Annotated in this window: 24 protein-coding genes; 10 read left to right on the top strand and 14 right to left on the bottom strand. The window is 63.4% G+C overall.

What is annotated here, in order from left to right:
• Positions 1-59: 59 nt before the first annotated feature.
• Positions 60-332: a hypothetical protein gene (locus AWB67_RS25615; RefSeq protein ID WP_087659014.1), complete on the bottom strand. Its 273-nt coding sequence runs from the start codon at positions 330-332 to the stop codon at positions 60-62.
• A 125-nt stretch (positions 333-457) separates the two neighbouring features.
• Positions 458-1,660, bottom strand: a complete 1,203-nt coding sequence (locus AWB67_RS25610) for an ammonium transporter (protein WP_087659013.1) — start codon at positions 1,658-1,660, stop codon at positions 458-460.
• A gap of 241 nt (positions 1,661-1,901) precedes the next feature.
• On the opposite strand from AWB67_RS25610, the gene AWB67_RS25605 reads away from it, so the two are divergent.
• A complete protein-coding gene (locus tag AWB67_RS25605; RefSeq protein ID WP_087659012.1) occupies positions 1,902-2,582 on the top strand; it encodes a phosphoribosyltransferase in 681 nt (226 codons plus the stop codon).
• Here AWB67_RS25605 and bluB read toward each other — a convergent pair.
• Both bluB and mdeB read right to left on the bottom strand, forming a co-directional pair.
• On the bottom strand, positions 2,575-3,243 hold the full coding sequence (gene bluB, locus AWB67_RS25600) for a 5,6-dimethylbenzimidazole synthase (RefSeq protein ID WP_087659011.1): 669 nt from the start codon (positions 3,241-3,243) through the stop codon (positions 2,575-2,577). The genes AWB67_RS25605 and bluB overlap by 8 nt on opposite strands.
• Positions 3,244-3,294: 51 nt before the next feature.
• Positions 3,295-5,997, bottom strand: coding sequence for an alpha-ketoglutarate dehydrogenase (mdeB, locus tag AWB67_RS25595; protein ID WP_087659010.1), 2,703 nt, complete (start codon positions 5,995-5,997; stop codon positions 3,295-3,297).
• A gap of 140 nt (positions 5,998-6,137) precedes the next feature.
• On the opposite strand from mdeB, the gene AWB67_RS25590 reads away from it, so the two are divergent.
• From AWB67_RS25590 to AWB67_RS25580, 3 genes are all read left to right on the top strand, one after another.
• Complete coding sequence (locus AWB67_RS25590) at positions 6,138-6,668, top strand: Lrp/AsnC family transcriptional regulator (RefSeq protein WP_087659009.1); 531 nt, start codon at positions 6,138-6,140, stop codon at positions 6,666-6,668.
• Positions 6,669-6,770: 102 nt separating this feature from the next.
• On the top strand, positions 6,771-7,583 hold the full coding sequence (locus AWB67_RS25585; protein WP_087659008.1) for a mechanosensitive ion channel family protein: 813 nt from the start codon (positions 6,771-6,773) through the stop codon (positions 7,581-7,583).
• Between the two features lie 33 nt (positions 7,584-7,616).
• A complete protein-coding gene (locus AWB67_RS25580; protein WP_087659007.1) occupies positions 7,617-7,781 on the top strand; it encodes an FmdB family zinc ribbon protein in 165 nt (54 codons plus the stop codon).
• A gap of 6 nt (positions 7,782-7,787) precedes the next feature.
• Here AWB67_RS25580 and AWB67_RS25575 read toward each other — a convergent pair whose 3' ends face one another.
• The 8 genes from AWB67_RS25575 to AWB67_RS25540 all read right to left on the bottom strand — a co-directional run bounded on the left by AWB67_RS25575 (position 7,788) and on the right by AWB67_RS25540 (position 15,278).
• Positions 7,788-8,156 carry a DUF2784 domain-containing protein gene (locus AWB67_RS25575; protein ID WP_087659006.1) on the bottom strand — a complete coding sequence of 123 codons (369 nt, stop codon included), beginning with the start codon at positions 8,154-8,156 and terminating at the stop codon, positions 7,788-7,790.
• A 27-nt stretch (positions 8,157-8,183) separates the two neighbouring features.
• A complete protein-coding gene (locus tag AWB67_RS25570; protein WP_087659024.1) occupies positions 8,184-8,948 on the bottom strand; it encodes a ParA family protein in 765 nt (254 codons plus the stop codon).
• A 160-nt stretch (positions 8,949-9,108) separates the two neighbouring features.
• Positions 9,109-9,618: a DUF1269 domain-containing protein gene (locus tag AWB67_RS25565; protein WP_087659005.1), complete on the bottom strand. Its 510-nt coding sequence runs from the start codon at positions 9,616-9,618 to the stop codon at positions 9,109-9,111.
• Between the two features lie 64 nt (positions 9,619-9,682).
• Positions 9,683-10,786: an ABC transporter ATP-binding protein gene (locus AWB67_RS25560; protein ID WP_087659023.1), complete on the bottom strand. Its 1,104-nt coding sequence runs from the start codon at positions 10,784-10,786 to the stop codon at positions 9,683-9,685.
• A gap of 11 nt (positions 10,787-10,797) precedes the next feature.
• Positions 10,798-11,835: a carbohydrate ABC transporter permease gene (locus AWB67_RS25555; RefSeq protein WP_087659004.1), complete on the bottom strand. Its 1,038-nt coding sequence runs from the start codon at positions 11,833-11,835 to the stop codon at positions 10,798-10,800.
• Positions 11,832-12,986, bottom strand: coding sequence for a carbohydrate ABC transporter permease (locus tag AWB67_RS25550; protein WP_087659003.1), 1,155 nt, complete (start codon positions 12,984-12,986; stop codon positions 11,832-11,834). Before AWB67_RS25550 ends, AWB67_RS25555 begins: the two co-directional genes overlap by 4 nt.
• A 3-nt stretch (positions 12,987-12,989) precedes the next feature.
• The gene (locus tag AWB67_RS25545) at positions 12,990-14,471 is read right to left on the bottom strand and encodes an ABC transporter substrate-binding protein (RefSeq protein WP_087659002.1); all 1,482 of its coding nucleotides are present in this window, start codon (positions 14,469-14,471) and stop codon (positions 12,990-12,992) included.
• A gap of 69 nt (positions 14,472-14,540) precedes the next feature.
• Positions 14,541-15,278, bottom strand: coding sequence for a GntR family transcriptional regulator (locus AWB67_RS25540; RefSeq protein ID WP_235025313.1), 738 nt, complete (start codon positions 15,276-15,278; stop codon positions 14,541-14,543).
• 139 nt (positions 15,279-15,417) lie between these two features.
• On the opposite strand from AWB67_RS25540, the gene AWB67_RS25535 reads away from it, so the two are divergent.
• Positions 15,418-16,716 (top strand): L-fuconate dehydratase, encoded by a 1,299-nt coding sequence (locus tag AWB67_RS25535; protein WP_087659001.1) that lies wholly within the window; start codon positions 15,418-15,420, stop codon positions 16,714-16,716.
• 4 nt (positions 16,717-16,720) lie between these two features.
• On the opposite strand, the gene AWB67_RS25530 is transcribed toward AWB67_RS25535, so the two are convergent.
• Positions 16,721-18,172 carry a sensor domain-containing diguanylate cyclase gene (locus tag AWB67_RS25530; protein ID WP_235025312.1) on the bottom strand — a complete coding sequence of 484 codons (1,452 nt, stop codon included), beginning with the start codon at positions 18,170-18,172 and terminating at the stop codon, positions 16,721-16,723.
• Between the two features lie 166 nt (positions 18,173-18,338).
• Here AWB67_RS25530 and AWB67_RS25525 point away from each other — a divergent pair, with 166 nt between their 5' ends.
• The 5 genes from AWB67_RS25525 to AWB67_RS25505 all read left to right on the top strand — a co-directional run bounded on the left by AWB67_RS25525 (position 18,339) and on the right by AWB67_RS25505 (position 23,714).
• Entirely contained in the window at positions 18,339-19,433 is a 1,095-nt protein-coding gene (locus AWB67_RS25525) for an FUSC family protein (RefSeq protein ID WP_087658999.1), read from the top strand.
• 64 nt (positions 19,434-19,497) lie between these two features.
• Positions 19,498-20,388: a LysR family transcriptional regulator gene (locus AWB67_RS25520; protein ID WP_087658998.1), complete on the top strand. Its 891-nt coding sequence runs from the start codon at positions 19,498-19,500 to the stop codon at positions 20,386-20,388.
• A 419-nt stretch (positions 20,389-20,807) separates the two neighbouring features.
• Entirely contained in the window at positions 20,808-21,500 is a 693-nt protein-coding gene (locus AWB67_RS25515) for a FadR/GntR family transcriptional regulator (protein ID WP_087658997.1), read from the top strand.
• 204 nt (positions 21,501-21,704) lie between these two features.
• Positions 21,705-22,178, top strand: a complete 474-nt coding sequence (locus AWB67_RS25510) for a ferritin-like domain-containing protein (RefSeq protein WP_087658996.1) — start codon at positions 21,705-21,707, stop codon at positions 22,176-22,178.
• 174 nt (positions 22,179-22,352) lie between these two features.
• Positions 22,353-23,714, top strand: a complete 1,362-nt coding sequence (locus AWB67_RS25505) for an MFS transporter (RefSeq protein WP_087658995.1) — start codon at positions 22,353-22,355, stop codon at positions 23,712-23,714.
• A gap of 49 nt (positions 23,715-23,763) precedes the next feature.
• Here AWB67_RS25505 and AWB67_RS25500 read toward each other — a convergent pair whose 3' ends face one another.
• Positions 23,764-24,420, bottom strand: a complete 657-nt coding sequence (locus AWB67_RS25500; protein WP_087658994.1) for a peroxiredoxin — start codon at positions 24,418-24,420, stop codon at positions 23,764-23,766.
• Between the last annotated feature and the right edge of the window lie 150 nt (positions 24,421-24,570).

Genomic DNA, 24,570 nt, shown 5'->3' with positions numbered 1-24,570 from the left:
AGGGGATTTTTATGCGGGCTTTGAGAAGCCTTGGCCGTGAGTAGCCAAGGCCGTCGGATTTACTGCCCCTTTGTGTCGCTGCTGGCGTTGGCGCCGGGGAAGTTGGTCGTATCGGTAGCGGCTTTCTTTTGCATCTTGTGCGGCTTGCTCGTCGCCATCGCGCCTGATACGGGGTCGCCGCCGGCCGTCGGTCCCGCCGTCGCGGCGCCGTGCGCGTTGCCGCCGCCCGTGCCGCCCTGCCCGCCCGCGCTGCCGCCGCCGTTCTGCGCCATCGCCGCGCCGCAGCCGAATGCCAGAAGCACTGCGAGTATCGCCTTGTTTGCTTGTCTCATGTTTCCTCCGTTGGTTCGAGCGGCCACTGTCGAAAAGGCGCCGCTCCTGCCAACCATTTCAGCAAGCGATGTGCCGCGCGCGATTGGATCGCTTTTTTGAAAGATTCCCGGAGGCAACTGAAAAGTCAGCCGGCCAGTTCGCGCTCTGGTGTCGAGGAAACTTGATGGATCGCGAGATCGGCGCCGTTGAACTCGTCCTCGCGATCGAGCCGAAGGCCCACCGTCGCCTTGATCGCGCCGTAGACCAACGCGCCGCCCGCGAGCGCGAGCACGATCGCCCCGGCCGTGCCGATGAGTTGCGACCACACTGACACGCCGCCGATCCCGCCCAGCGATTTCAGCCCGAAGATGCCGACAGCCACGCCACCCCACGCGCCGCACAGCCCGTGCAACGGCCAGACGCCGAGCACGTCGTCGATGCGCCAGCGGTTCTGCACGCAGGTGAACATCTGCACGAAGAGCACCCCCGCCACCCCGCCGACGATCAGCGCGCCGAGCGGATGCATCACGTCCGAGCCCGCGCAGACCGCGACCAGTCCCGCGAGCGGTCCGTTGTACGTGAAGCCCGGATCGTTGCGTCCGGCGAACCACGCGGTCAGCGTGCCGCCGACCATCGCCATCAGCGAGTTGACGGCGACGAGCCCACTGATCTTGTCGACGGTTTGCGCGCTCATCACGTTGAAGCCGAACCAGCCCACCGCAAGCACCCACGCGCCGAGCGCGAGAAACGGAATACTCGACGGAGGATGCGCCGCGATGCGTCCGTCCTTGTGATAGCGCCCGTGGCGCGCGCCGAGCAGCAGCACGGCGGGCAGCGCGATCCATCCGCCGAACGCGTGTACGACGACGGAGCCAGCAAAGTCGTGGAACGGGGCATCGAATGCGCTTCTGAGCCACGCTTGCACGCCGAGCCGCTCGTTCCACGCGACGCCTTCCAGCAGCGGATAGAGAAATCCGACGATCACGAACGTCGCGAACAGTTGCGGGTTGAACTTCGAGCGCTCGGCAATGCCGCCGGAGACGATCGCGGGAATCGCGGCGGCGAAGGTCAAGAGGAAGAAAAAGCGCACGAGCGCGTAGCCGTTGTGTTCGGCGAGGACGTCGGCGCTGCGCATGAACTGCACGCCGTATGCGATGTTGTAGCCGATGAAGAAGTACGCGAGCGTCGAAACCGCGAAATCGACGAGTATCTTGACCAGCGCGTTGACCTGGTTTTCCTTGCGGACCGTGCCGAGTTCGAGAAACGCGAAGCCCGCGTGCATCGCGAGCACCATGGCGGTGCCTAAAAGCAGAAAGAGCGTGTCGGTACCGGATTGAAGTGCCTGCATGGTTCGTCTGTTGGCAAAAAAGCGGCTTGGTTTGCAAGTTCCGGACCAACGATGGTGCTTGCCGCTCCTCTTCGGTGCGTAACGGGCGTTTCCGCGGTTTGGATTGGTGCAGCCACGCTCTGCGCTGTGCATGACGATGGTGCTTCGATCGAAATCTTCGTAAGACTCTGCACCTTATTTGAGCCTTCATGCCCCGCGATGGAGCCTTGCAATCCGTCTAACGCGAACTAAGTTTCTAAGCATGGATACGGTCTTCGACAATCGCATCGACGCGGGCCGCGCGCTCGCCGCGTTGCTAGGCGCCTACGCCGGCCGCGACGACGTGCTCGTGCTCGGCCTGCCGCGCGGCGGCGTGCCGGTGGGCTTCGAAGTGGCGCGCGCGCTCGACGCCGACCTCGACGTGCTCGTCGTGCGCAAGCTCGGCGTGCCGATCCAGCCGGAGCTCGCGATGGGCGCAATCGCTTCGGGTGGCGCGTTCTATCTCGACGACAGCATCGTGCGCTACACGGGCGTAACGCAAGCCGAGCTCGATGCCGTGATCGCGCGCGAACGCAACGAACTCGCGCGGCGCGAATCGGCGTATCGCGGGACGCGCGGGCCGCTCTATGTGGAAGGTCGCGTCGCGATCGTCGTCGATGACGGCATGGCGACCGGCGCCACGATGAAAGCCGCCGCGATGGCGCTGCGCGACAGGAAGCCGGCGCGCATCGTGGCCGCGCTGCCTGTGGCGCCCGCGGATTCGGATGCGCGCATCGAAAGCGTCGTGGATGAATTCGTCTGCGTGATGCGGCCGCGCAATTATTTCGGCGTCGGGCAGTTTTATGTCGACTTTTCGCAGACGAGCGACGAGGAAGTGTCCAGCTTGCTGAAGCAGGCGCGCGAGGATTCGGACGCGCGTCGGCGGCGGAAAGGCGTTATTTGAATTGAATCGCCGCCGGCCAGCGGTTTTCTTCGACGCACAACACCTGCGGCACGCGTTTGGCCCAGCCTTGCGCCTGCAGCATCGGCTCATCGTAGAAGCGCTCGACGTGCCCGACGCACAGAATCGCGACTGGCTTCGCATCGGCGGGCATGTGCAGCAGGCGCCGCACGGCGTCGACGTCGAAGAGCGAGACCCAGCCCACGCCGAGCCCTTCCGCGCGCGCCGCGAGCCACAGGTTCTGGATCGCGCACGCCACCGAGGCCAGGTCCATCTCCGGCATCGTCCGGCGCCCGAACAGGTGGCGCTCGCGATCCTCCATCAGGCCCGCGACCAGCACCTCGCCGCAATCGAGGATGCCCTGCACTTTCAGTTTCATGAATTCGTCGGCGCGTTCGTTGAGCGCCTCCGCGGTAGCGCGTCGTTCGGTCTCGACGATGTCATGCAGCGCCAAACGGAGCGCGCGATCCGTCACGCGCACGAAACGCCACGGCTGCATGAAGCCGACGCTCGGCGCGTCATGCGCGGCCTTTAGCAGACGCGCCAGTTGTTCGGCTGCGACCGGCGCGTCAGTGAAATGACGCATGTCGCGCCGCTCGCGGATCGCACGATAGACAGCGGCGATCTCCGCATCGGAAAAGCGATTGAAAGGCTGATCGGTCATCGGGCTAGGCGTGGACTCGGTGAGTCGCAGCCTAGCAGATTCATAGCGGTTTCAACGCTGCCACGGTGCGTTGTCGTGCGTCTTGCCATAGCGCTCGCGGGCCTGCGCGACGGTGGCGGCTTCGATCTCGCCATCGTCCGCGAGCGCCTTCAAAGCGGCGATCACGATCGATGCCCGATCGACTTCGAAGAACTCGCGCAACGACTGGCGCGTGTCGCTGCGGCCGAAGCCATCGGTGCCGAGCGTCACGTAGCGGCGCGGCACGTAAGCGCGGATCAGCTCGGGCACGGCACGCACGTAGTCGGTTGCGGCGATCACCGGGCCGCGCGCTTCCGCCAGCGACGATGTGACGAACGCATCGGCCGATTCGATGCCGAGCCGCGCGTTGCGCTCTGCCGCCGCGCCATCGCGATGCAGTTCGGTGAAGCTCGTCACGCTCCAGACGGCGGCGTCGATGTTCCAGTCGTCCTTGAGCATGGCTTGCGCGGCAATGACTTCGCCGAGGATCGCGCCCGCGCCGAGCAACTGCACCTGCGCGCATTCGTCCGACGAAAGCCGGTACATGCCCTTGAGAATATCGGCACGCAACGCATCGCTCAACGCACCGCCCGGTGCCGACGGATGCGCGTAGTTCTCGTTCATCGCGGTCATGTAATAGAACACGTCGTGCTGGCGCTCGACCATTTCGCGCATGCCTTCATCGACGATCGCCGCGACTTCGTACGCAAACGCGGGATCGTAGGCGCGGCAGTTCGGAATCGTCGATGCCACGAGATGGCTGCTGCCGTCCTGATGCTGCAGGCCCTCGCCGCCGAGCGTCGTCTTGCCCGCCGTCGCGCCGATCAGGAAACCGCGCGCCCGCTGGTCGGCGGCGGCCCAGATGATGTCGCCGATGCGCTGGAAGCCGAACATCGAGTAGTAGATGTAGAACGGCAGCATCGGCAGGTCGTGCACGCTGTAGGAGGTCGCCGCCGCGATCCACGACGACACCGCGCCCGCCTCCGAGATGCCTTCTTCGAGAATTTGTCCGCGCGTGTCCTCGCGGTAGTAAAGCATCGAGCCCATGTCCTCCGGCTCGTAAAGTTGCCCGAGCGGCGAATAAATGCCGACTTGCCGGAACAGGTTTGCCATGCCGAAAGTGCGCGCCTCGTCCGCGACCACGGGCACGATGCGGGCGCCGAGCGCCGCGTCCTTCATGAGGCTGCCGAGCATGCGCACGATCGCCATCGTCGAGGACATTTCCTTGCCGTTCGATTCGATCGCGAACTGCGCCCAGCTTTGCATCGGCGGGACGATGAGCCCTTTCGACGCCACTTTGCGCCGGCGCGGCAAGTAGCCGCCGAGCGCCGCGCGGCGCGCATGCAGATATTGCATTTCGGGGCTATCGTCGGCGGGCTTGTAGAACTTCAATTGCTCGACGTCCGCATCGGAAAGCGGCAGGCGAAAGCGGTCGCGGAACGCCTTCAGGTCGTCGAAATCGAGCTTCTTCTGCTGATGCGTCGTCATGCGGCCTTGCCCGCCCGTGCCCATGCCAAAGCCCTTCATCGTCTTCGCGAGGATCACGGTCGGCCGGCCTTTGTGCGCGAGCGCCGCCGCGTATGCCGCGTGGAGCTTGCGCACGTCATGGCCGCCGCGCCGCAAGCGGTCGATGTCCTCGTCGGAGAGGTGCGCCGCGAGCGCGGCAAGCTCGGAGTTCTGGCCGAAGAAACGCTCGCGGTTGTAACGGCCGTCGTTGGCCGAGAACGTCTGGAACTGGCCGTCGACGGTATGCGCGAACGCGCGCAGCAACGCGCCCGTGCGATCTCTTGCGAAAAGCGCGTCCCAGTCGGAACCCCACAGCACCTTGATCACGTTCCAGCCCGCGCCGGTGAACTGCGCTTCGAGTTCGTCGACGATGCGGCCGTTGCTGCGCACGGGACCGTCGAGCCGTTGCAGATTGCAGTTGATGACGAAGACGAGGTTGTCGAGCTGTTCGCGCGCGGCGAGCGACAGCGAGCCGATCGATTCCGGCTCGTCCATCTCACCGTCGCCGAAGAAGCCCCACACCTTGCGTCCGTCGGTTTTTTGCAGGCCGCGATTCTGCAGATAGCGCATGAAGCGCGCTTGATAGATCGAGTTGATCGGACCAATGCCCATCGAGCCGGTGGGGAACTGCCAGAAGTCGGGCATCAGCCACGGATGCGGATACGAACAAAGCCCCGGCCCCGCTATTTCGCGGCGATAGTGCCGCAGATGCGCCTCATCGAGAAAGCCTTCGAGGAACGCGCGCGCATAGACGCCCGGCGACGAATGCGGCTGAAAGTACACGAGATCGCCGCCGTGGCCGTCGTCGCCATCCGCGCGGAAGAAATGATTGAACCCGACCTCGAAAAGATCCGCCGCCGATGCATAACTCGCGATATGGCCGCCGAGTTCGCCATACGCGCGGTTCGCACGCACGACCATCGCAAGGGCGTTCCAGCGCAGCACGGCGGCGAGCCGCTCTTCGATGTCGAGGTTGCCGGGATACGGCGGCTGCCGCGCGACATCGATCGTATTGCGATAAGGCGTGATCCGCGCCCGCATCGACTCCACCCCGACCGACAGCGCATGATCCGACAGCCGGTCGAACAGATACTGCGCGCGCTCCATGCCGACGTGCTTCACCACTGCATCGAGCGCGTCGAGCCACTCGGCGGTCTCTTGCGGATCGCTGTCTTCGCGTCCCTTGGCTATCGAAATGATCTGGGTGGTTCCGCTGGCTAAATCCGTCATGACGCGACTCCGCATTTGTTCGAGGCGATCGAAACAGGATAGCCATCCTCGCGCAGAATGTGCGTCTCTTTTGCCTGGCTTCCGCGCCGCCGATAGTGTATTTATTCTTCATCCTTCGCCATTCACGGAATATTTAGACTATGACGTCCTCGGCCAAGCAGCGGCTCGATCGCATCGATATCGGCATCCTCAACCAGCTTCAGCAGAATGCGCGCATCACGAACGCGGAACTGGCGAGCGCGGTGAATCTCTCGCCGACGCCCTGCTTCAACCGTGTGCGGGCGCTGGAAAAGGCAGGGCTTTTCAAGCAGCACGTCACGCTGCTCAATCCCGAAGTGCTCGGCTTGCGCATCAACGTGTTCATCCAGGTGAGCCTCGAAAAGCAGGTCGAAGACGCGCTGCTGCGCTTCGAGGAAGCGATCAGCGCGCGGCCCGAGGTGATGGAGTGCTACCTGATGACGGGCGATGCCGACTATTTGCTGCGCGTGGTCGTGCCCGACGTGATGGCGTTAGAACGCTTCATTCTCGACCGGCTGACGAAGATCCCGGGCGTGTCGAATATTCGCTCCAGCTTCGCGCTCAAGCAGGTGCGGTACAAGACCGCGCTGCCGTTGCCTTCCGCTGGATTGACGCTTCCCGACCTGCAGGATTCAGCCACCGACTGGACCTGAAAACGACACCATGCGCGTGCCTTGCAGTCGCGCAGTCGGTCGCCTATAACTCACGAGGCACAGGGGAAGTATTTTCCGGTCAGCGCGTAAGGTGAGAAAAATATGAACATCGAAACGGTGCGCGTTTTCATCATGACCCGTGGCGTCGATTTCGCGATCAACGTGATCGCGGCAATCGCACTGTGGATCGTCGGGCGCTGGCTGATCGGCCTTGTGATCACCGGGATGCGCAAGGTTCTCGCGAAGAACGGACGCGTCGACCCGACGCTCGCGCACTATCTCGGCTCGATCCTCGGCGCGCTGCTGAACCTCTTCCTGATTCTCGCAATCCTGCAGATCTTCGGCGTTCAGACCACCTCGTTCGCCGCGCTGCTCGCCGGTCTCGGTCTTGCGATTGGCGTCGCGTGGGGCGGACTGCTTGCGCATTTCGCGGCGGGCATCTTCATGCAGGTGCTGCGGCCGTTCAAGGTCGGTGACTTCGTGACGGCGGGCGGCGTGACCGGCACCGTCATGGAACTCGGCCTCTTCGGCACGATGATCACGACGCCCGACAACGTCGCGACCATTGTCGGCAACAACAAGATTTTCTCCGACACGATCTGGAACTACAGCCTGTTGCCGACCCGGCGCGTCGAACTGACGGCGAAGATCGCGAACGGCGTCGATCCGCTCGATGCGATCGCGCGCCTGAAGGTGGCCGTTGCGGCGATTCCGAACGTCGCCGAGACGCCCGCGCCCGATGTCGAGATCCTCTCGTTCACGCCGGAAGGACCGCTCTTGTGCGTGCGTCCGTACACGAGCACGAAAGACTACTGGCAGGTCTACTTCGACACGAATCGCGCGATCGTCGAGACCTTCACGCAGGCGGGCTATCCGACGCCGGAAACGCCGGTCGTGCGTCGCTCGGCGGCCTAGAATGCTTTTTAGGGCTTGTGTTGGAGGAAAGTCATGCCGACCTATCAGTACCGATGCGAAAAGTGCGGCGCCACGTTCGAGCATGCGGAGCATCTCGCGGAGCACGCGACGGTCAATCTCCAGTGCCCCAAATGCGGCAGCGACAAGGTGCAGCACGCCCCGACGCCGTTCGTCGCGCGTACGACGAAGAAGAGTTGAAACGGGTCACATCGCGCGCCGCTTGCGCACGATGACGAACGCATAGACCGTCGCGTTCACGGCGATCAGGAGCGACGCGAGCACGTAGCGCAGCGCGGGCGTGAGATCGACGGGATAGAGCACGCGCGAAATCATCCGCTCGATGAAACCGCCCGCGTAGCCCGCCTCGCCGGAGAGGCGCAGATAGTAATTTTCCAACGGCGTCAGCGGACACACCCAGCCCGCCAATTCGATCGCGATGCCCCATGCCAGTGCAGGCAAATGCAGCCAGACCAGCTTGCGATAGCGCAGCGCGAGCACGCCGCCGAACACCACGAACAAAACAAACGCCAGGTGCACGATCAGCACAAAATTGGCGAGCAGGAGGGGGTTCATGCTTCCCGCGCCCGCCTTTGCGCTGCCTTAACCGTTGAGCTCGTTATGCAGCGCGAGATATTCCTGCGCGAGCTTGTGACGTGGTTCCAGATAGATCATCGGCCGAGCATGCTGATGACTCTCGCGAATCTTCACCGACAGTGAAATATGCGAGTTCAGCACCGGCAGGCTTTCGCTGCGCAATTCGTCGACGAGTTGCTGCGGCAGGCTCGCGCGCGGCTGGAACTGATTGATGACGATGCCTTCCACTGCGAGACCGGGATTGTGGTCGTGGCGGATTTCCTGCACGTTTTCGAGCACCGAATAGAGCGCGCGGCGCGAAAAGTCATCGCAATCGAAGGGAATCAGGCAGCGCTCGACCGCGATCAGCGCCGAACGCGTAAAGAAATTCAGCGCGGGCGGTGTGTCGATATAAACGGCGTCGTAATCCTGCAGGCCCTTTAAAGCGTCACGCAGCTTATAGATCTTGTAACGCGATTCGAGTTTCCCCATCAACGCATCCAGATTCGGATGCGAAGGAATGATGTCGAGATTTTCGAATGGCGTCGAATGGATGAATGAATTGATTTCCGGTTCGCGAAAGCTGTAGCTCAATGCCGTTTCGAAGAAACTCGCCAGATTCGGCTGCGCGTCCTTCGCATCGGCGCCCAACAGGTACTGGCTGGAATTACCTTGGGGATCGAGGTCGAGCACGAGCGTGCGCAAACCCTGGGATGCACTGATCGCGGCCAGATTGCATACGATGGTGGATTTTCCGACACCACCCTTCTGATTGAATACGACTCGGCGCATCGAATTATTCATCCTTGATTGAGAATCATCGTTGAAACGAAGTTCGACATTTATTTTCGTATTTTTTAGCGAAATGCTGACTGTTTTCGGCGCGCAAGGCGATGCGCATCACGTGCCGGCACGTGATCTTAGCGCATCAGAAAAACCTCGCGGTGAAGGCCTACGGAAATGCGGGGATCGTCGGGTCCGTGCCCTCGACGTCCGCCTCGGGATGGTGGCTCTTGATGACTTCCTCGATCTCCTCGACGCGACCCTTCGGCACGTCGACCATCATCAGCAGCTCGCCGTTCTCGATGGCCTGCTCGAAGCGCCTGAGACGCGTGTTCGGCACGTCGACGCCGATCATCGTCGCGGTCCATGCGCCGAAACCGGCGCTCGCGAGCGTCATGCACACCACCGCCCCGCCGGCGATCGTGAGCCCCGCGGGCGGAAACGCCATCGCGACGAGTCCCGCGAGCATGCCGGTGACGCCGCCCGCCGCCGTGCCGCGCCCGAGCGCGTAGAGCAGGTCGCTGCGTTGCGCGAGCGTCGCCTGCGGCAGGTCTTCGAGCGGCATGTGCGGCCGCGCGAGCACGTGAATGTGCCGCCATTCGACCCGCTTGAGCAGCAATTCGTCGATGATGCCCTTCGCGCTTTTTACGTCGGGCAGGAGAAAATAAATACGCCGCATGGTGCGCCTCCTTACAGGACGCGCTGGCAAAGTCCTGCCCTTCAAATATAGTCGCTTTGGACGGTTATTTTTGCCGGATGCGCTGCCCAGTCTGCTGGTCGAAGAAATAAATACGCTCGCGGTTCACGCGCACGCCCGCCGCGCTGCCGATCTCGCCCGCGAACATGTTCGACACCTTCACGATCACTTTCTGCTCGCCTACATTCAGCGTGACGAGCGAGTGGTCGCCGATCAGCTCCACCGAGTAGATGCGGCCCTGCATCTCGCCCTCCAATGCCGCGACGAGCGCGCACTCCTCTGGCCGCACGCCGAGCGTCGCATCGCCGCGATGGTCCACGTCGGCGGCGAGTGCCAGGTCTTGCGCCTCGAAACGGCGGCCTCCAAGCGTGCCGCGCAGGAAGTTCATCGGCGGCGAACCGATGAAGCCCGCGACGAACAGGTTCGCGGGGTCGGAGTAGATGCGCGCGGGGGTATCGAGTTGCTGCAGCACACCCTTGTCGATCAGCGCGACGCGATGCGCGAGCGTCATCGCCTCAATCTGGTCGTGCGTGACGTAGATCGTCGTGATGTCGAGTTCGTGCTGCATGTGCTTGAGTTCCGCGCGCATGTGGCCGCGCAGCTTCGCATCGAGGTTCGAGAGCGGCTCGTCCATCAGGAACGCCGCCGGCCGGCGGATGATCGCGCGGGCGAGCGCCACGCGCTGCCGCTGTCCGCCTGAAAGCTGGCGCGGATAGCGCGTGAGAAGCGGCTCGAGTTGCACGCTCGCGGCGACTTCGCGCACAGCCGCTTCGATCTCGTCCTTCGCGCGCTTGCGCACGATCAGCGGATACGCGATGTTCTCGAACACCGTCTTGTGCGGGTAGAGCGCGTACGACTGGAACACCATCGCCACGTCGCGATCGCGCGGCAGGTCGTTCGTCACGTCGCGCTCGCCGACGTGCACCGTGCCTTCGGTCGCCGACTCCAGCCCCGCGATGATGCGCAGCGCCGTGGTCTTCCCGCAGCCCGATTCGCCGAGCAGCACGAGGAACTCGCCCGCGTGCACGTCGAGCGTGAGATCGCGCAGCACGCGCGTATCGCCGAAGGTCTTGCCGACGTTGCGCAGCGACACGCTCTTCGAGTGCTGCGAAGCCGCGATCTGGCCGAGCCGCGCGTCCGCTGCCGGCATGTGCATGTCCGTCATCCCTTGACCGCTCCCACGAGAATGCCCTTCACGATGAAGCGCTGCAGCGTGAGCGTCAGCAACATCACCGGCAGGATCATGATCAGAATCAGCACTGACATGTTCCACCATTGCGGCCCGCGTGTTGCGTTCTGCGCGGCCACGAGAAGCGGCAGCGTCTGCGCGTTGGCGGTCGTCAGAAAGAGCGCGAACAGGTACTCGTTCCATGACAGGATCAGCACGAGCAAACTCGTCGCGACGAGGCCCGGCGCCACGAGCGGAAACACGATGCCGAACAGGATCGCGAAACGCGTCGCGCCGTCGATCTGCGCGCTCTCCTCGATCTCCTTCGGTACGCCATCGAAGAAGTCGAACATCAGCCACACGACGATCGGCACGTTCGCCGTTGCGTAGGTAATGATGAGCGCGAGATGTGTGTCGAGCAGGCCGACGCTCTTGAAGGTGAGATAGATCGGGATCACCGTGACGACAGGCGGCAGGATGCGCTGCGAGACGATCCAGAACAGGATGTCGTCGTTGCCGAGATGCCGGCGCGCGCGGCGCACGATCGGACGCAAGAGCAGCACGAAGAGCGCGATGCCTACGGCCGCCGCGATGCGCAAATCGACTCCGCCCCAGCCCACCGCCGCGATGAGCGCCGCGATCATCAGCACGCCGAGGCCCACGGCGGCCACAGGCGGCTTGTATTCGATGCGAGCGAGTGCATACGCCGCCATCGATCCGAAGAAGACGGACGCCGCCGTGCCGCACGTCGCGATGATCAGTGAGTTGAGGTACGGACGGAACGTGTCGGGCCCGAGGTCGACGAAGATGTAGTGCCACGCATCGAGGCTCGGCTTGAAGTCGATGAAGGGCAGATATACCGGGCCGCTCGATACGTCGATGGGCAGCTTGAACGACGTGATCGCCATCCAGTAGAGCGGAAAAAGCACGACGAGCGACCACAGCGCGAGCAGCGCATAAGCGATCACGCGCGAGCCAGGCGGCATCTCGTCGATGCGCGCGCGAACGAACCAGCGCTTGAACACGTTCATGCCGCTTGCCCCCTCGCGCGCCTGACGACGAGCTGGAAGAACGACACGCACGCAATCGTCGAGACGAAGAACAGCATGTACGCCACCGCCGAAGCGCCGCCGAGATTCAGCGTGCGCCATTCGATGAACGCGTGCAGCGTCATCGATTCCGTCGCGATGCCGGGGCCGCCGTTCGTCAGCACGTTCGGCAAGTCCACGACCTTGAACGCTTCGATCAGACGGATCAGCACCGCGCTTGCGGCGACCGGCGCAATTGACGGCCATGTGACGTCGCGAAAGATGCGCCAGTTCGACGCGCCGTCGAGCTGCGCCGCTTCGATCTGATCGCGCGACGTGCCTTCGAGCGCGGCGAGCAGCACGAGGAACATGAACGGCACCCATTGCCACGTATCGCCGATCACGACGACCGAGCGCGCGAGCCACGGGTCCGCGGCCCACGCGATCTGCCCGAGCCCGAGCGCCGCCCAGAGCGGCGCGAGCGGACCGACGGAGGTGTCGGCCATCATGCGGAACATGTACGCAATGCCTACGGGCGTGACCATCAGCGGCAGGAAGAAAAGCAGACGGAAAAAGCGCCCGCCCTTGAGCGGCAACGTGCAAAGATAAGCGAGGCCGAGCCCGATGAGAAACTGCAAGGCCACGCCGAACACGACATAGAACATCGTCACCATCAGGCTGCCGAGCGCGCCGCCGTTGCCTGTCGTATTGGCCGCGAGCCACACGAGCGCGAGGAACAGGACGGCTGAAATCGATCGTCCGATGAAGCCGATGATCGACCGGCGAGCGCCACGCAAATAGCGCACGAACCACCACGCGACGAGCAACACCGCTACAACCATCACCGCGATGCTTGCGATGCCCGGCGGCCTGAACACGCCGACGAAATGAAACTGCTGCGTGCCGCTGAAAAGCCGCACGTAGTTGCGCAGTCCGACGAACGTCAGTTCATAGCCGCCCTCGCCCAGCGAAAAACGCATCAGAGACAGATACGCCGAACTTACGAGCGGAAAGATCGAGAACGCGAGGATCACGAGCACCGTCGGCAGGACGAATACATACGGCGCCTGCCGGTCGAGCCAGTTCGATACCGACGAGCGCCGCCACGCGCGACGCGGCGCGCCCGCCGACGATGCCTGCGACGAAGATTGCATACGCTACTTCGCTCCGATCGACGCCTTGTACGCGCGCAACTGCGTGTCCTTGTTGAGGTCCTCGGTGATTTCGTCCCAGCCGCTCTGGATCGCCTTCATCGTCGCATCGGCATCGAGTTCGCCCGCGAGGAAGCGCGCCACCGCCGTGTCGAGCACGACCTGTTCATAGCGCTGATTCTGCGGAATGCGCAAGTCGATGATCATGTTCGGGCTTTCCAGGCTCGACTTGATCGCGCCGAGATACGAATTCGCCGCCGGCTCGCTCATGCCCGCCTTTTTCCACATCGCCATGTCGGTGAACTGCGAGCGGCGATACGGATTGAAACCCGTCGCGCCGATCGTCACGTCCACGTTCGATTGCGCCGGCTGGCTCATGTATGAGAGAAACGCATAAGCGGCCTCCTTCACCTTCGGTTTGGCCTTCGAATTGACCCCGCCCGACCACCCGCCGAACGCCGCGAACGGCGCGTGATTCACGCCATCGACGGCATACGGGCACGTGCTCTTGTCGCACGGCACGAGCTTGCCGGTATCGCGGTTCAGCACTTTCGTCGAGCCCGGCAGGATCACGGCGCCGACCTTGTCGATCACCTTCGACTGCTTCGGATCGATCGCCAGCACGCCGACGTCGCCCCAGTCGAGCGTCAACGCACAATGTCCGGAGATAAACGCGCTGCGCGTATCGCCGACGTCGAGATTGATCTCGTTGGGCGGCCCGTAGCTCGTCGATTCCTTGAGCACGTTGAGCGCGGCCTTGAACGCGTCGTTGTTCACGAGCGGCTTGAAGGTGCGCGGATCGAAGAACGCGCCTTGCGCCGTGCCCTTCGATTGCAGATAGCCGCCCGCGATCGAAATGATCGCCCAGTAAGCCTGCGCGTTACGCTTCTTCGAAATGCACGATCCGGCAACCGGCTTGCCGTCGCCGCCTTCGAACGTCTTGCCGTTGGCCGCCTTCGCGATGTCGAGATAGTCGTCCCAGGTTTTAGGCGGCTGCTTGCCGAGCGCCTTCAGGATATCGGTGCGGTAGTAGACCATCTGGAAGTCGCCGTCGAGCGCGACCAGATACGTCTTGCCGTTGAACTTCTGCGAGAAGTCGACGAAGAACGGCATCACGTCGCCTTCCTTCAGCGCCGCATCCTTCGCGATGCGTCCCGAAAGGTCTTCGAGGAAATTGCCCTTCGTGTAATCGACCATCCATTGCGGCGCGAACACGGCGGCGTCCACCGAGTTCGTACCGGAAGCCCAGTCCGTCAACAGCTTCTGATAGAGATCCGAGAACGGCACCGTCAGGATGTTGACCTTCGCGCCCGTCAGCTTTTCAAACTCGGGCGCGCGGCGCTGCAACGGCTCCGCGATCTGCGGCCCGACGAACGTCATTACGTTGACGGTCACGCCCTTGAAGTCCTCCGCGGCCTCTGCCGTGCCCGCGACGAGTCCCGCGGCCGCCATTGCAACGGCCGCGCTTGCCAGTCTTAGCAGCTTCATTTTTTGTCTCCTCCACACCGGGTTGACTAACCTGAGTCATCTCCTCAGTCACGCGTTATCCGTTATTCGTCATTCCCTGAACAAATCCGGCCGTTCGCTGGCGAAGCGCCGCAACTCCGCGACGACTTCATCCAGGTGATGGTGCATCGCATGCGCGGCCGCTTCCGCATCGCGTGTTCGTATGGCTTCGACGATGCGCTCGTGCTCGGCAAGCGTATGCGCGTGGCGCTCGGGGCTCGCCATCAGCCGTCGCGCGCGATCGAGCGCACTGCGCGACACCGCGACGATCTCCTTCACGCGCGGCAAGCCGGTTGCATCGAGCAGGATCTCGTGAAACGCGAGATCGAGCGTATGGAATTCGGGCCGCAAGCCCGCCGCGACAATCTCGCGCTGCCGGTTCAGATTTGCGTCGAGTGCACCGAGCACGTCGATCATTGCATCGGGTGAAGCACCTGTCAGCGTGCGCACCGTCTCCACTTCGAGGGCGCTGCGAATGAACAGATGCTGGCGGATGTCGTGCATCACTATTGGCATCACGCGCGTGCCGCGCTGCGGCAAGACTTCGACGAGTCCCGCCGCCGCGAGCTTCGCGAGCGCCGCCGATACCGGAAAGCGCGACACGCCCATGCGTTCGCACACGGCGAGCTTGTCGATCATCATGCCGGGCTCCATCGCGAGGCTGATGATCGCGCCACGCAACGCCTCCGCCACGGCGTCGGTGAGACTGCCGCGTCCGGCGCCCTGGAGCGTTTCCAGAGCGCGATAGGGGTTGGCGGCAAGACTCGCATCGTCGGTCGAATCGCTCACGCAGCCCCTGATTTCGAACTAACATGCTAGCAGGCTAGGAGGCGGAGTCGCGCTTGTCAACATCGTCCTGCGCGCCGTCATTCGCCTGAACAAATCGACGCGGCTTGCAAGCCGTCATGATGTTTTCAAGGAGCCGACAATGACCACGATCACCCATCTCTCCGTGCGCGACATTCGCTTTCCGACCTCCCGCTCGCTCGATGGCTCCGACGCGATGAACGCCGCGCCCGACTACTCGGCGACCTACGCGATCCTCGAAACCGACGCGCCCGAAGGACTCGCAGGTCATGGACTCACGTTCACGATCGGGCGCGGCAATGAGGTGGTCGTGCAGGCGGTGAAGGCGCTGGCACCGCTCGTCGTCGGCAAGCGACTGGAGGACATCGCCGCCGACATGGGCGGCTTCTGGCGGGCGTTCACGTCCGACAGCCAGTTGCGCTGGATCGGCCCGGAGAAAGGGGTGATCCATCTCGCGACGGCCGCCGTCGTCAACGCGGTGTGGGACTTGTGGGCGAAAGCGGAGAAGAAGCCGCTCTGGATGCTGCTCGTCGACATGAGCCCGGAAGAGCTCGTGCGCTGCCTCGACTTCCGCTACGTCACCGATGCACTCACGCCTTATGAATCGCTCGCGATCCTGCGCCGTCATGAGCCCACCAAGCGCGAGCGCGAACGCGAGATGCGGGCCGACGGCTATCCCGCATACACGACTTCGGCCGGCTGGCTCGGCTACGACGACGACAAGATCCGCCGCCTCGCGCGCGAAGGCGTCGCGCAGGGGTGGACGCATTTCAAACAGAAGGTCGGTGGCGATCTCGATGAAGACGTGCGGCGCGCGCGCATCCTGCGTGAGGAGATCGGGCCGGACCGCAAACTGATGATGGACGCGAATCAAGTCTGGGAAGTCGATCAGGCGATCGCGAACATGCGGCGTCTTGCCGAATTCGATCCGTGGTGGATCGAAGAGCCGACGAGCCCCGACGACATCCTCGGCCACGCCGCGATCCGGCAACGCGTGGCGCCTATCGGCGTCGCGACGGGCGAGCATTGCCACAATCGTGTGATGTTCAAGCAGTTGCTGCAGGCAGGAGCGATCGATTTCTGTCAGGTGGACAGTTGCCGGCTCGGCGGATTGAACGAAGTGCTGGTCGTGCTGCTGATGGCGGCAAAGTTCGGCGTGCCGGTGTGCCCGCATGCGGGCGGCGTCGGATTATGCGAGTACGTGCAGCATATTTCGCTGTTCGACTACGTGTGCGTGTCGGGGTCGCTGGAGAACCGCGTGCTCGAATACGTCGATCATCTGCATGAGCATTTCATCGATCCCGTCGTGATCGCGAATGGTCACTACATGCCGCCGCAAGCGCCGGGCTACAGCATCGAGATCCATGCCGAATCGCTCGATCGCTACACGTTTCCCGACGGCGCGGCGTGGCACGCGTGAGTTTTTACGCCGCGTCTTCTTCAGCGAGGAGGGTCTCGTCGCCGAAAGCGTGCCACGTCGTCGTGCGTCCACCACGGCCGCCCTGCTTCGCCTCGTACATCGCATGATCGGCCTTGCGCACGAGATCGTCGGCCGTTTCGCCGGCGGCGAGCACCGCGACGCCCAGGCTCGCGCGCATCACGTACGGCTTGCCGCGCACGCTGATGTCGGCGGCGAGCGCATGCGCGATCGCGTCCGCCGTGCGTTTGGCCGCGAAGAGTGCGTCGTCACATTCGAGCACCACGAGAAACTCGTCGCCGCCCAGACGGCCGATCACACCGCGCTCGCCCACCGCCATGCGCAAGCGTTCCGCGAGCACGGTGAGCACTTCGTCGCCGCATTGATGCCCGTAGGTATCGTTCAGTTGCTTGAAGTTGTCCAGGTCGACGAAGATCGCCGCGACCCTGCCGCATGCATGCTGCTCGGCGGCCGCTTCCTGCAAGAGATCCTTGATGCGTCCGCGGTTGTAGAGGCCTGTCAGCCGGTCTGTTTCCGAGAGACGGCGCAGCAAGTCCTTGCGGCGATGCAGCGTCGAGACGAGCGCCATGATCCAGATCGCGAAACCGATCAGCATCACCGAAATGACGGCGGCCATCGTCACGTAGACGCGGCGCATGCGGTAATAATCGTCGAGCGCTTCGTCGAGCGAGAGGCCCGCGATCACGACGATACCGTAACGATCGATCGTGCTGCTCGCGACGATCCGCTCGATGCCATCGACCGGGTCCACTATCGTGCCGTTCGGCGCGCGTGCAATGTCCTGATAGCTTTCGAGTTGCGGCCCGCCTGTGACGCTACGCGATTCGCCCGCACGGCGCGACAGCGTGAAGCCCTTGTTCGACACGACCGCGATCAAACCGTGCTTGCCGAGCGCCGCGCTGTTGTAGAAACCGTCGGTGAGATAAGCGGGGTCTTCGGAGATGACGACGACGCCGGCGAAGCTCCCGTCCGGATTATTGAGGCGACGCGTCGCCTGCACGGACCACTGCTTCGACACGCGCCCGATCACGGGCTTGCTGATGAACAGCCCGACCGATTCACTCGCGCGATGCACGCGAAAATGCTCCCGGTCGCTGAGATCGACGATACCCTTGACCGGCAGTGTCGAACTGAGCACGTGGCCGTTCGGGCCGACGATGGTCACTTGCAGCGCCGTATCGGCAGTGATCAGGCCGTAGGATTGATAGCGCGTGAGATCGAACGTAAGCGGCGAAGTCTCGTAGCCGAACTTCATGAGGAGCGCGATCACGTCGACGTCGTGAATGGTCTTGAGCGTGTGTGTCTGGAGCGAGTGCGCGATGGTGCGCGCGGCGTCCTGCGTGTCGCGCACGACAGACTCTTTCTCGATCTGCAGTCTCACGAGGATCGTGACCCACAGTACACACAACACGAGGAGGGTCAGAGCGGGAACGAGCACAAGTGCTCGAAGCCGTGCTTTTTCCCTGTCGATGCCCGGCTGATTCGATTGCATAGTAGCCTTTGGTTCTCTCCCTCGTTGACAGATTCTGCCCGCATCGCCATTGGTGCGATCCGCCAAACAGCGCCCGGTTTGGCGGCTTTTTCGATGAATTGACGACTGCTCGATGAACCCGACCGACGACGACCAATCCGCTCTCAACGCACGATCGTTCGTGACACGCGGCATCGCGTGGATCGACCGCATCGATCCAGGAACGCATCGCCGGATCAAGGGGCTGCGCCTCGTCACGGCTTACGGCATCGCCGCCTCGCTCGGCACCTTGCAGGACATCACGCACGGCCTGCCCGGCGGCGGGCTGCTCGGCATGCTCGCGAGCGGTTTCGCGTTGTGGGCAAGCGTGTCCGAGGCGCGCACGACGCGCTTCGAATCGAGCCGCGATCTAGCAGTGCTCTGCCTGGCGGCGGGCTTCGGCGCAGCGATGTTCGTGATCCTTGCGCCGCTGTTGCACGGTGTCGCGCGCGCGGGACCGGAACTCATGCTCGTGACGGGCGCGTTTCTCGTGGGCTATCTGAAGCGCTTCGGCGTGCTCGGCGCGGGCCTCGGCTCGCAGATCTACATCGGACAATTGCTCGCTTACGGCGTGCAGCTCAGCACGGCCGATCTGCCGGCGATCGCCGTCGCGTCAGCGATTGCCGCGCTCGCGTCGATCGTGCCGCGCGTCCTGAGCGGTCCCGCCGAGCGCCCGGCAAGCGTCGCTGCGCTTGCGCCCGGACCGCCGGCGGGGCGCAACGGGTTATCCGCGGAATTCATCATGGGATTGCAGGCAGCGTGCGGCGCGCTCGTGGTCGTCGCGTTGAACGAAGCGTTCGATCTCGCGGAATCGGCGTGGGCGATCACGGCGTGCACGTATGTCGTCGCGGGCTCGGCGACGGGCACGGTCGAGCGCGTGCGGCGCAGGATCATCGGGACGCTCGTCGGCGTGCCGATCGGGCTCGCGTGCCTGCCGCTCGCCTTGCATGCGCCGCTTTTGATCTGGTGCGCGGCCGCGATCGCGATGATCATCTACGCGATGGCGCTGCCCGAGCGCTACGACGTCGCGTGCGGGGCGTTCGCGTTCACGCTGATCGTGACGATGGCGGTGAGCGGCCTTCATTCCGTGCCGCTGCTCGCCGCGCGCGCATGGGAGACGCTGATCGGCGGGATGCTCGGCATTGTCGCCGCGACGATCATTTTTCCGCTGCGTCTGCCGCGCCAATAATCGCCGCGCTGCGCTACCATCGCTCGGTTTGCTTCAACAATCAGCACGCCAACCAAGAGCACGCATGGACCGCTTTCAGGAGATGCAGGTTTTCATCCGCATCGCGGAAAGAAGCAGCTTCACGCAGGCCGCCGATGATCTGCAGATTCCGCGCGCCACCGTCACGAACCTGCTCAAGCGGCTCGAAGAACGGCTCGGCACGCGCCTCATCGAGCGCACCACGCGCACCGTGCGCCTCACGCACGACGGCGACGCGTACTACCAGCGCTGCGTGCGTCTAATCGCCGATATGGAGGAAGCCGAGGGATCGTTCCGTCACGTCGCGCCGAAGGGTCTACTGCGCGTGAATTTGCAGGGCACGCTCGCGAAGAACTTCGTCGTGCCCGCGCTGCCCGGTTTCATCGCGCACTATCCCGGCATCGAATTGCAGATCGGCGAGGACGACCGGCTCGTCGATCTCGTGCGCGAAGGCATCGACTGCGTTTTGCGCGCGGGCATCCTGCAGGATTCGTCGATGGTCGGACGGCGCGTGGCGCTGCTGGAACAGGTGACGGTTGCGAGTCCCGCGTATCTCGCGCAATTCAGCAGGCCGCAATCGCTCGATGCGCTCGACGGCCATCGCGCGGTGAACTACGTGTCGAGCGCAACGGGCCGCATCCTGCCGATGGAATTCACCGTCGACGACCGCGTGGTGGAAATACCGTTGCCGTCGGTCGTCTCCGTCACGGGCGCGGATCTTTATGCGGGCGCGGCCATCGCGGGACTCGGCATCGTGCAAGTGCCGCGCTATCGCGTGCTCGGCGAATTGTCGGCGGGCACGCTCGAAGTCGTGCTCGATGCCTTCCCTCCGCCACCGATGCCGGTCTCCGTGCTGTATCCCCAAAGCCGTCAGCTATCGTCGCGCGTCAGGGTTTTCGCGCAGTGGCTCAGGGACATTTTCCAACACGTGCGGTGAGCTCGAAATGCGCGCAAACGCTTGCGCGACGGGACCTGGCACGACCTGTGTGGGTTCACGAACGCTCCACAGACGAATCCCGTGTGCACCGTATTGGCAATGAAGCCGTGCGTTGATAGTCTTGCTTTTACCGAACCGCTGACGGTGGACCGAATAAAAATTACCGCGCGGCCCGGTGCTCGTTTGGGGATGTCCGGTCGCGCTTTGCCGCGACCGGATGGCCTCGAAGCCGGTTAAAACAATACAGGGAATACAAGGCGCGACGTCCTCCGTCTGTTCGGAGGAGAACGGCGCTCGCCAGTGGAATACCGCAGCATGTGGCGGCAGAAAAATTTCGCGCCGGCGTTCAGGCACCACAGCCACTTCGGGGGAAGTGGCGAACGAGCGGCGCGCGGGGATGACTCTATGAGAAGAAGAACATGAACCATGGATACGAAGCATCGCTCGTGAAGCGTGTGGTGAATCAGCTAGTCACAGGCATCGTCAATGGCGAATACGCGGAAAACCTTTTGCCGCCGCAGGTGATCCTGTCGAAGAAGTACGGCGTCAGCCGGACCATCATGCGCGAGGCGCTGAGCATCCTCATTTCGCGCCGGATGCTCGACGTCCGGCCGAAAACCGGCACGCGCATCAAGCCGTCGAAGGAATGGCTGATCATCGATCACGAGGTCGCGGAGTGGCGCCTGCGCGCGACAGCCGACCCCGAGTATCTGCGCGGGCTGATGGAGTTCCGGGCGCTTGTCGATCCGCGTGCGGCGTCGCTTGCGGCGATGCGTGCGGGACGCCAGCAAAGGATCGCGATCGCCATCGCCTATCAGAACCTGGCGCATGCGAGCGCGAACAGCGCGGATTCCTGCGCGGCGGAAGACGCACTGCTTTCCGCGATCGCCGATGCGAGCGGCGACGAGTTGCTCAAACAGATGAGCAGCGTCGTGCGCATGGGCATGCGGGCGCGGCCGGCCATTCACCCGCACGCGCTCGCATGCGAAGTGCATCTCGCGCACTTCGCGAAGGTGGTGCGTGCGATCGAGGCGAGCGATGCCGAAGGTGCCAGAGCCGCCATGACGCTATTGCTCGCCAATGCCGCAGAACGTCTGATGGAAGCCGCGTAAAAGCAGCTTCGCTGCACGCCCGCCGTATTTCGCATACGGCGGGCTTTCGTCGTTCCGTTTCCTACGTGGCGCATATATTGCGCACCTCACGTCGCCTGCCGCACGCCTACAATGTCCTGATGCCCTGTCAGGTAGCAACGGCAGCCGAACCAGCGGCGGACCGCGCGATGGCATCCGCCACGGATATACGAACGGAGGCAGCAAATGGCAGAGATCGACAAGGAAAAAGTCGTCGCGGTGCTGAACCAGATTCTCGAATCCGAACTGGCTGGCGTCGTCCGATACACGCACTACTCGTTTCTCGTCTTCGGCTTCGGTCGCATTCCGATCGTGTCGTGGCTGCGCGAGCAGGCCGACGAATCGCTGCTGCACGCACAGCAGGTCGGCGAATGGATCACGACGATCGGCGCGTATCCGTCGCTTGCGATCGGGCCGCTGCTCGACTCGCACACGTTCGACATCGCGTCGATCCTGCGTGAATCACTGCAGTCGGAGAACGTCGCGCTCGGCCTCTATCGCGACCTGCTCACCCTCGTGGAAGGCCGCTCCATAGCGCTCGAGGAATTCGCGCGGCAGATGATTCATACCGAAGAAATGCACGCGGGCGAAGTCGACAAGATGCTGCGCCGCCCCGGCGAGATGACGACCTCGACCGAGCGGCAGACGGGCAAAGCCTGAGTTCATGGCGCGCGAAGCCGCGCCTGTCCAGCGCGACTTCGCGACATTTCAATTAGGGTAATCCTGTGCTGCGGGCAATCGACGCGCATGCGGGCGCCACTGCACAATCCGGGGAGCGAAACGCATCGCCTGATTTGACCGACCACATCACGGCTAAACCCACGGGTTATAAAAATGGATAAAGACACGACCGTCAACATACAGACGTTCCTGAACGAGCACCCGTTCTCCGGGTTTCAGTGGCTCATCTTCGTGATGTGCTTCGTGGTCGTTCTGCTCGACGGCTTCGATACCGCCGCGATCGGCTTCATCGCGCCTTCGCTCGTGACGGAGTGGCACATCAGCCGCCCCGCGCTCGCGCCCGTTCTGAGCGCCGCGCTCTTCGGCCTCGCGTTCGGCGCGCTTGCGGCAGGCCCCCTCTCCGACCGCCTGGGACGTCGCGTGCTGCTGATGGTCTCGGTGACGATCTTCGGCATCGCGTGCCTCGCCTCCGCGTTTTCCGCCGACCTCACGCAGCTCACGGTGCTGCGCTTCGTCACGGGTCTCGGCCTCGGCGCCGCCATGCCGAACGCGGTCACGATGATGAGCGAGTACTGCCCCGACGGCCGCCGCGCCACGATGACCAACCTCATGTTCTGCGGCTTTCCGCTGGGCGCGGCCTTCGGCGGCTTCCTCGCCGCGTGGATGATTCCGCACTTCGGCTGGCGCAGCGTGCTCATGCTCGGCGGTGTGACGCCGCTGATTCTCGCAGTGTTCCTTCTGCTGGTCTTGCCTGAATCGGTTCGCTATATGGTCGCGAAGAACCAGCCGGTCGAGAAGGTTCGCGCGGCGCTCTCGCGCATCTCCGCGACGGCTTCGCGCGCGACCGCCTTCGTGATGACCGAGCAGGCGCCGCGCACCGATGCGAAAGGCGGCTTGAGCGTCGTGCTCTCGCCTTCATACGTGGTCGGCTCGATCATGTTGTGGCTCGCTTACTTCATGGGCCTCGTGATCTTCTACGCCTCGATCAACTGGATGCCGATCCTCTTCAAGGAAGCCGGCCTCGCCCCGCAGCGCGCGACGCTCATCTCCGCGCTCTTCCCGCTCGGCGGCGTGGGCGCCGTGCTGTTCGGCATGTTGATGGATCGCTTCAACCCGAACCGCGTGATCGCAGTCGGCTATGCACTCACGGCCGTGACCGTGTATGCGATCGGGCAATCGATCGGCAACGTCGGCTGGCTGATGGTCAGCGTGTTCGCGGCAGGCATTCTGATGAACACGGCGCAATCGTCGATGCCAGCGCTCGCGGCAGCGTTCTATCCGACGCAAGGGCGCGCAACGGGCGTCGCGTGGATGCTCGGCATCGGGCGCTTCGGAGGGATCGCGGGATCGTTTCTCGTTGCCGAACTCACGCGCCGTCAGTTCTCGTTCGCGGGCATCTTCACGGTGGTCGCGGTGGCGGGCGTGGTCGCGTGCGTCGCGCTGCTGATCAAGCAGGCCGTGCATCCGGTCGATGCCGCTGCGGCGCCTGTAGATCGTTCGGTCTCGGCGCACTGAAAAAAACGGCCGCTTCTTTCGGAGCGGCCGTTCATCTGTCGAGCGCGATTTACTTCGGCTGCTCGACGGTACGCAGATACGGCTTCAACGTCTTGAAGCCCTGCGGATACTTCTTCTTGGCATCCTCGTCCGACACCGACGTCGGGATGATCACGTCCTCGCCCGGCTTCCAGTTCACCGGCGTCGCCACCGCGTGCTTCGCGTTCAGTTGCAGCGCGTCGAGCAAGCGCAGCACTTCGTCGAAGTTGCGGCCCGCGCTCATCGGATACGTGAAGGTCGCCTTGATCTTCTTGTCGGGTCCGACGATGAACACCGCGCGGATCGTTGCGTTGTCGACCGCGGTGCGCGGACCGCTGCCGCTCGCATTCGGATGGATCATGTCATAGAGCTTCGCGACGTTGAGGTCTGCGTCGCCGATCATCGGATAGTTCACCGCCGTGCCTTGCGTTTCCTCGATGTCCTTCGCCCACTTCGCGTGGTTGTCGACGGGATCGATGGACAGGCCGATGACCTTCGTATTGCGCTTTTCGAACTCAGGCTTGAGCCGCGCCATGTAGCCGAGTTCGGTCGTACACACAGGCGTGAAATCCTTCGGATGCGAGAACAGGATCGCCCACTGGTCACCGATCCACTCATGAAAGCGGATGGTTCCTTGAGTCGTTTCTGCGGTGAAATCGGGCGCTTCGTCACCGATACGGATGGTCATATTCATTCTCCACAATGTGATTGAACCGGCGCCTTCCAGGAGCTTCGCCATGAACGCGACAGGGCGCCGGGGCCGGGTTGATCAAACTGACAAACAGATTATAGTGCGCGCCGGGCGCAAGTCTTGCTGCCGTTTTGACCTCGAATTCTC

Source organism: Caballeronia terrestris (genome assembly GCF_001544515.1).
Lineage (GTDB): Bacteria > Pseudomonadota > Gammaproteobacteria > Burkholderiales > Burkholderiaceae > Caballeronia > Caballeronia terrestris.
The sequence above is the reverse complement of the archived record's forward strand: the minus strand, read 5'-3'. Positions and strand labels throughout refer to the sequence as shown.